The organism is Bradyrhizobium altum, assembly GCF_020889705.1.
Taxonomy (GTDB): Bacteria; Pseudomonadota; Alphaproteobacteria; order Rhizobiales; family Xanthobacteraceae; genus Bradyrhizobium; species Bradyrhizobium altum.
This window is the reverse complement of record NZ_JACMYP010000540.1, coordinates 1-1,334: the sequence shown is the minus strand read 5'-3', so window position 1 is coordinate 1,334 and position 1,334 is coordinate 1. Positions and strand designations below refer to the sequence as shown.

Genomic DNA, 1,334 nt, shown 5'->3' with positions numbered 1-1,334 from the left:
TGCCGGGATGGGAAGACGAACTCGAACGCTGGCTGATGCCGTTCTTGGACCGGCTGGGTCATAAGACCCGGCAGCGGATGTGTCCTCTGTATGTTGCGGGATTGATCGGTCCCGGCGATCGCAAGAGCGTTCAGCCGATGGCGGAACGCCTTGCCACGAGCAACTACGACCAGTTGCACCATTTCATTGCGGACGGTGTCTGGGACGCGACGCCGCTGGAGGCAGAGCTGCTCAACCAGGCGGACCGACTTGTCGGCGGCAAGGATGCGGTGCTGGTTATTGATGACACCTCACTGCCGAAGAAGGGTGAGCGCTCGGTCGGTGTTGCGGCTCAATACGCGTCGGCTCTCGGTAAAACGGCAAATTGCCAAACGCTGGTGTCTTTGACGCTTGCGCGCGGCGAAGTGCCAGTGATGGTCGCGTTACGTCTCTTTCTGCCTGACAGTTGGACAAGCGACATATCTCGTTTGAAGCGCGCTCGCGTGCCAGTCGAACATCGAACGCCACGGTCCAAGCCGGAGATTGCTTTGGCCGAGATTGACCGCGCGATAGCAGCCAACGTGCGCTTTGGATGTGTGCTGGCGGATGCAGGATACGGCCTCAGCGCACAGTTTCGACAAGGGCTAACAGAGCGCGGGCTGGTCTGGGCTGTCGGCATCCCTCGGCACCTAAAAGTGTATCCGGTCGATGTGAAGCTCATTTGGCGGATTACCAAAGTCCGCGGGAAACCACGAAAGCACCACGTGCCCGATATCTTATCGATTGCCGCAGAACAAATGCTGGCCAGCGCCAAATGGAAAACCGTGAGTTGGCGTAGCGGGACGAAAGGTCGGCTTAAAGCCCAATTTGCTGCTCTCCGCGTCCGGACCGCTGACGGCCCTCCGCAGCGGATATGGGATAAAGGTCAGCAGCATCTCCCAGGCGACGAAGCCTGGCTCATTGGCGAGCAGCGTGCGTCCGGGGAGAAGAAATACTATCTGGCCAATCTTCCGGCGGCGACGGATCTGCGCACGCTGGCCGCCACCATCAAGGCACGGTGGATTTGTGAGCAGGCGCATCAGCAGTTGAAGGAGGAGCTTGGACTTGACCACTTCGAAGGGCGATCATGGCAAGGTCTTCATCGCCACGCCCTGATGACAATGATTGCCTACGCCTTCCTGCAACATCGTCGTCTCGCATACGCGGGGCGGAAAAAAAGAATCAACGGGCCCCCGCCTCAACCAACCATGCCCGCCGTACGTCACGCCATCGTCGATCTCATTCTGCGGCCGCCGGCTCCGTGGTGTCCGTACTGCCGAAAGCAAATCCTTGAAAAACAGTGGCGCAAACACATT

At 59.1% G+C, this 1,334-nt stretch carries 1 pseudogene; it reads left to right on the top strand.

From position 1 onward, the window contains the following. Positions 1-1,312 (top strand): annotated as a pseudogene (locus H8B02_RS47215) (IS701 family transposase); the annotation flags it as partial. Between the last annotated feature and the right edge of the window lie 22 nt (positions 1,313-1,334).